Raw genomic sequence first — 6,101 nt, 5'->3', positions numbered from 1 at the left:
ATATATTAAAATGATTATATTTTCTATAACCATTCTCAATATTTTGCTTAGGCTTGACCAAATCCTTTTCCTCATAGAACTTCAAAGTATCTCTAGATACACTTAAAAATTTAGCGACTTGTCCAATTGTGTACATTATATTCTCCTTAATCATTGCTACTTAATCTTTTACATTCATACTACATATTCTTTAAACCATCTAATTTCCCTTCCAATAACCATATACTTACTACTTCCCAGCACTACATCTCATTTCCTTATTTTCCCTAAAAAAAGAGACACAGAGATTTCTCCCCATGCCTACTTATAGCTTTAAAAGTTAACTACTGAATATTTTTATTGCACTCTAATTGGTTTTGAATTCCTGACCTATCAATTTGAATCCAATACTCTGCAATTTTTCCATCTTCTACTCTATACACCGCACTTGCTATTTGAATTATTGGGAGTCCTGTAGGTTGATATCCATCGATCTCTCCTAGATGCATACCCACTTGTTTCCAACGTACATATACTTTACTTCCTTGTACTAAAAATTCTTGAATTTCTAAAGAAAAATTACCGTATACTTCAATCATCTCTCTTACATGTTCAGCATAATCTTCAGGTGTTCTGCAAACTGTTTGTTCTTCTTCAGATACAATTTGATGTGCCAATACTTTTTCTGCCATTAATTGATTTGAATAGTCAGGATTGTTCCCTGAACGTACTTCTTCAAAAAATTTTCTAACAATTTGTTCTGGCGTCATATAAAAACCCCCTTATTAATAAACCCAATACTAATCATATCACAGTTTATTTTAATCTAACTATTAAAGTAAACTGCTTTATGTGTACAATAAAAAGACAAAATCTCTTCTTTCTTAAGATATCCCAATTGATTCCCCTGAAAATTCACAATAACAATCACCTACTTCTTCACCGCATGAACATAATGTACCGTCTCAAAAGCTTCTAAATAATCGTTTCGTCCTTCAAAATATAATTTATTTATGTCCTCTGGTGATAAATGCTCATAAATGAGTAAACCCGACTTTTCTAATAGTGCTTCCATTTCTTCATAAGAGAAACATGATTTCATCGGTTCTCCGCCTACCGTAGCCATTTTCACCATGTTTTCAACTCGATTGGACAATCCTTTTTCCGTAAATAAGTTTTCATCAGGATAATCGAAAACGATAGAACTCCCCTCTGGAACCATCTCGAATAAACATTCTATTAAACTAGCAAGTTCCTCTTTCTTTAAATAGTACGTAACACCTAAAAGACTAAAGAAAGTTTTTTTATTTTCAAATCCTTCATTGCGCAACTGTTCATAGGAAAATCCTTTCGTAAAATCCATCGAAACAAAATGAAGGTTATTTGGAATTTCAAATTCAGCTTCTTTCACTTTTACCTTCTTAGCCTGTTGCGTAGAAGGATGATCCACTTCAAATATTTCTATTTTATTTTCTAATTCTCGGTGTCTAAAACTAAACGTATCTAATCCCGCACCGAGTATGACGTATTGTTTTGCTCCTAGTGTAATTTCATGTAGTAATACTTTTTCACAATAGGCTGCACGTGCTAAAGATGTTGGTGACAACTGAACTTGCGTAATCCATTTTAATATTTCTTTTGGATTGTTTTGAAACCGCTCTGCAATGTCTTTATTGAAAAAATGTATCCCTTGAACCATGTTCATTTCAATATTGTTACGCTCTTTTTGTGAAATTAAATCTTTAGCTACACAATCATCAAAGATTGTAGGATTATCAAATTCACTATGATACGCCCTTCCGAAAGCTGATACTAACGACGTTACACTTGCTTCACCTTTGTTCATGCACATACACTCCTTCATTTTCACAACAAAAATAGGGTTCCCCTGGCCAGGAGAACCCTATTATACACGTTATTTTTATATTGGTAAATTATAGCATAAATAAGTTTTTTTGTCAAGTTTCCAGCCTGCTAACACTCTGACACTTTGTATATTCTCTGGCAGGAAAATCGAAATTATATACACAATTTTCCGAATTATTTATTCATTCTTTTTTGAGCAGTATTAGTATCTTGAGATACTGGTATATGTTCGGTAGCTCTAGATAAACCTGTTTTTGGCATATTAACATAGATTGCTTCAGAAGCACCTTTTTCTATTTGATAAGTTTCGTGAAAAACACCAACACTCCCATTATCTTTAATCTTATTATTGTAGGATTTCCAAGCATATGAATGATTTTTTCCGTGAGCATAGTTTACTAATTCGTCGAATCCCTTCCAGTATTGAATTAGAATCACTTTTCTCCAACTAAATAAGAATTCTGTATGTAAGAAACCCCATTGTGGATTTTGATACAATTCTTTAATCATAGGTCCCATAGCATTAAAAACTGGTATCCACTTCCAAAATTTTAATAGGTTATTAATACGCATACCAATAATAAAAACAACAAATTCTTGATCCTTGCTATTGGCTATATGCCTGCCGTTGAAAATTTCAGCTCCCACTTTAATCCCCCCTTTTTTACTGAACATAAATAATGTGCAGCTCCCAAATAAACCATAACACTTCCCCATGAAATTTCCAATTACTTTAACATAGATTATGAAAGGCTGTACTTAGCAATAAAAGGTATATGTTTCCCACCTCTTTTGTTATTAACAGCTATCACTAATATTTGCCTTAGATCTCCTTTTCGCCAGGAACATTTCCATACTTTAGGGCTTTTTTTGAGCTTCAAATAATTGTTCCTTATGCTTCACCTCGAGAGGAGTAAACGAAATTAAAATTCCTTCTGTATATCTATTTCAATAATCATAATGTTGCTATCTCCTTTCTAACAGTATATTATTTAGTTCGTTTGAGTTAAGACAACATCACAACACACTCCTTCACATCTTTTGCAAGACTAGCGTTCAAACTTGCAGGAACAACAAAAAGCTAATCAACTCCCCTACTCTATAAAGTAAATAAGAGATTTTTAAAATTACATATTCTTAGATTAATATGTAAATACTTCCTCTAGTCGCCGCACTTGGTATATAATAATAAAATAATCTACTTCTATATGCTCAAGTCTACACAAAACAGCTCACGCATATGAAAGAAAAGAGGTATAAAAATATGAAGACAAAACAAACGATTGCTGCGTCTACACTAGCTTTAGCAATGATCGCTGGTGCAAACTCAGCCCATGCGGAAGTAAATGATGCTACTCCCCAGCAAAGTACAGGAGATCGATTAGCTGAAATTAAGCAACATAAACAAGAGTTAGATGCGAAATTGCAGCAGCACAAAGAAAATGTGGATCAAACATTAAATGAACTTAACCAAGTTAAGGAAAATGTTGATACAAAGGTTAATGAACTACATGAACGTAAACAAGTTGCTGATGAAAAAATCGGCGAAATCAAACAACATAAACAAGAGTTAGATGCAAAACTTCAGCAAGACAAACAAATCGCTGATGAGAAAATCGCTGAAATTAAAGAGCATAAAAAGCATGTAGATGAAAAAGTTGCTGAAATTAAAGAGCATAAGCAAACTGTTGATGAAAAGGTTAATGAGATTAAGCAGCATAAAGAAAATATCGATGCAAAGGTTAATGAACTTAAGGAAGTAAAAAAACAGGTAGATGGAAAATTAGCTGAGTTAAAGAAAGCGAAACAAACTGCTGAGGACAAACTTGCTGAGCTAAAAGAAAATAAGCCGAATACTGGGAACACGTTAGAGGAGCTTAAGAAAATTAAAGGCAATTTAGATAGTCTTTCCGCTAACTTAGAACTAGCTAAACAAGATGTAAAAAACAAACTAGCTGAATTACAAAATGTTAGACAAGACTTAGAAAATAAATTAAATGAAATTAAGCAATCTAAACAAACTGTTTCAGACGATTTAACAAAGAAAAAACAAGACTTAGATATTAAAATAAACGATTTTAAACATACTGAGAAAAAAATTGATGACAAATTAGCTGAGTTACATACAACGAAGCAAAATGTAGATAACAAGATTAATGAAGTATCACACCCTACACAAACGACAGCTAATAATAACAATACTACTGTTCCATCGAAAAACACTGCTAGAGAACTTCCTAACGCTGGTAGTGAGCAATCAAGTAATATGGCTTTAGGAATGTTATCTGTCTTAGGCGGCGTTTTATTACTTACGCGTAATAAAATTAAAAAAGTTTTTATAAAGCAATTATAATTTATATTATATAATCTACTGTCTCTTCTTTAAGACCCTTGCATCGGCTTCTTAAAGAAGAGACCAATTATAGGTACGTTTATGAACTAGCTATTCCTCTAAATTTAGATTCTCTCTCTATCCACATATCATTTGTTGTAAAGGCAAACCTTTTCATTTTTGCATTATGATAATCCCCTGAAAGCAAATATATATCAATTATTTTTATCCCATTTCAAACTTATATTAATTCCTTATGCTTTAACAAAACAAGAAAACCTTCACTCATACTGTAATTCCCCTAAGTCATACTGATAGGAAAATGTACAATTCTTTAACAAAGTTCACTCTCAATTCATACACTACTAATAGAACTTGTGTAGCAATAAAATTTTCCAAATCATCTAGACTGCCACACATTCAACCTCTACTAGTGCCTACAGGATATTTTCATCCTCCCTCTCATACAGTCTTTATTCTTCTAATTACTACATGACCATGTTCCATTGCTACATTCGAACGACATCTATAAATATTTATAAGGAGTGAAATACATGGGTTCAACAAAACTCACAGGACGGGTAATTTACAAAGGAGACCCCGGTTATATAGAAGCTATTAAGAATTGGAATCCTTACGTTGATGTCTTCCCCCTCGTCTTTGTTTTTGCACAAAGTTCATATGATGTCAGTAACGCCATTAAATGGGCTCGCGAAAATCATGTTCCCTTACGTGTCAGAAGCGGTCGGCATGCGCTAGATAAAAATCTTTCTGTAGTAAATAGCGGCATTGTTATCGATGTAAGTGATATGAACAAAGTTAGTTTAGATAAAAAGAATGGTATAGCAACCGTTCAAACTGGAATTCACGTCGGCCCACTTGTAAAAGGACTAGCTAGAGAAGGTTTTATGTCACCATTTGGAGATAGTCCAACAGTTGGAATCGGTGGCATTACAATGGGCGGTGGATTTGGAGTAGTCTCACGAACAATCGGTCTAATAAGTGATAATCTTATTGCTTTGGAAACAGTAGATGCAACAGGCCGAATCATTCAAGCAGATCTATGTTGCAATAAAGATTTATTATGGGCTTCTAGAGGTGGTGGTGGTGGAAATTTCGGATACAATACTGAATATATATTGAAGCTTCACCGTGCCCCTAATACTGCCACAGTCTTCAATATCATTTGGCCATGGGATCAGTTAGAAACTGTTTTCAAAGTCTGGCAAGAATGGGCTCCTTTTGTAGACTCACGATTAGGATGCCTACTTGAAATTTACAGCAAAATAAATGGACTTTGTCATGCAGAAGGTATTTTTTTAGGTTCAAAAAACGAGCTTATAAACTTATTAGAACCTTTAACAAGTGCTGGAACTCCAACACAAATTGTTATAGAAGAATTACCTTACCCAGCCGCTATAGATTTCTTAGATCCAGATGAGCCAATCCCTGGTCGATCTGATCAGAGCGTTAAGTTTTCTTCGGCTTGGGCACTTAACCTTTGGCCGGAAGAGCCTATTTCAATTATGAAACAATTTTTAGAAGAAGCTACTGGAACAGAAGCTAATTTCTTTTTTATTAATTGGGGAGGTGCTATAAGTAAAGTACCTAGCAATAAAACAGCTTTCTTTTGGCGTAGCCCATTATTTTATACGGAATGGACTGCTAGTTGGAAAGATAAGTCCGAAGAGGCTGCAAATCTAGCATCAGTTGAAAGAGTACGCCAATTAATAAAACCTTATGTAACTGGTTCTTATGTTAATGTTCCAGATCAAAACATCGAAAATTTCGGACAAGAATATTACGGATCAAACTTTGCTAAACTTCGGAAAATAAAAGCAAAATATGACCCTGAAAATCTATTCCGTTTTCCACAAAGTATACCACCCTCTTCCTCTTGTTAATGCATGACAAAATAAATAAA

6 protein-coding genes are annotated in these 6,101 nt (G+C 33.8%); 2 read left to right on the top strand and 4 right to left on the bottom strand.

Annotated elements, in window-relative coordinates; genetic code table 11:
• The 4 genes from ACFWDE_RS14635 to ACFWDE_RS14620 all read right to left on the bottom strand — a co-directional run.
• The coding region (locus tag ACFWDE_RS14635; protein ID WP_377893043.1) for a MerR family transcriptional regulator at positions 1-136 on the bottom strand (136 nt) is incomplete at its 3' end.
• A gap of 187 nt (positions 137-323) precedes the next feature.
• Complete coding sequence (locus ACFWDE_RS14630) at positions 324-749, bottom strand: ester cyclase (protein ID WP_377893036.1); 426 nt, start codon at positions 747-749, stop codon at positions 324-326.
• Positions 750-910: 161 nt separating this feature from the next.
• Positions 911-1,831 (bottom strand): class I SAM-dependent methyltransferase, encoded by a 921-nt coding sequence (locus ACFWDE_RS14625; protein WP_377893035.1) that lies wholly within the window; start codon positions 1,829-1,831, stop codon positions 911-913.
• Between the two features lie 188 nt (positions 1,832-2,019).
• Positions 2,020-2,493, bottom strand: a complete 474-nt coding sequence (locus tag ACFWDE_RS14620) for a DUF4188 domain-containing protein (RefSeq protein ID WP_377893033.1) — start codon at positions 2,491-2,493, stop codon at positions 2,020-2,022.
• 616 nt (positions 2,494-3,109) lie between these two features.
• Here ACFWDE_RS14620 and ACFWDE_RS14615 point away from each other — a divergent pair.
• Positions 3,110-4,198 (top strand): LPXTG cell wall anchor domain-containing protein, encoded by a 1,089-nt coding sequence (locus ACFWDE_RS14615; protein WP_377893031.1) that lies wholly within the window; start codon positions 3,110-3,112, stop codon positions 4,196-4,198.
• 533 nt (positions 4,199-4,731) lie between these two features.
• Positions 4,732-6,081 carry an FAD-binding oxidoreductase gene (locus tag ACFWDE_RS14610; protein ID WP_377893030.1) on the top strand — a complete coding sequence of 450 codons (1,350 nt, stop codon included), beginning with the start codon at positions 4,732-4,734 and terminating at the stop codon, positions 6,079-6,081.
• Positions 6,082-6,101: the final 20 nt, after the last annotated feature.

It is taken from the genome of Bacillus sp. NPDC060175, from assembly GCF_042728695.1.
In the GTDB taxonomy this organism is placed as follows: Bacteria; Bacillota; Bacilli; order Bacillales; family Bacillaceae_G; genus Bacillus_A.
This window is presented reverse-complemented; position numbering and strand designations above follow the sequence as displayed.

Bases quoted from the DNA above. Each gene is read 5' to 3' on its own strand.
- ACFWDE_RS14625 (WP_377893035.1), bottom strand. From the start codon at position 1,831: ATGTGCATGAACAAAGGTGAAGCAAGTGTAACGTCGTTAGTATCAGCT.
- ACFWDE_RS14630 (WP_377893036.1), bottom strand. From the start codon at position 749: ATGACGCCAGAACAAATTGTTAGAAAATTTTTTGAAGAAGTACGTTCA.
- ACFWDE_RS14615 (WP_377893031.1), top strand. From the start codon at position 3,110: ATGAAGACAAAACAAACGATTGCTGCGTCTACACTAGCTTTAGCAATG.
- ACFWDE_RS14610 (WP_377893030.1), top strand. From the start codon at position 4,732: ATGGGTTCAACAAAACTCACAGGACGGGTAATTTACAAAGGAGACCCC.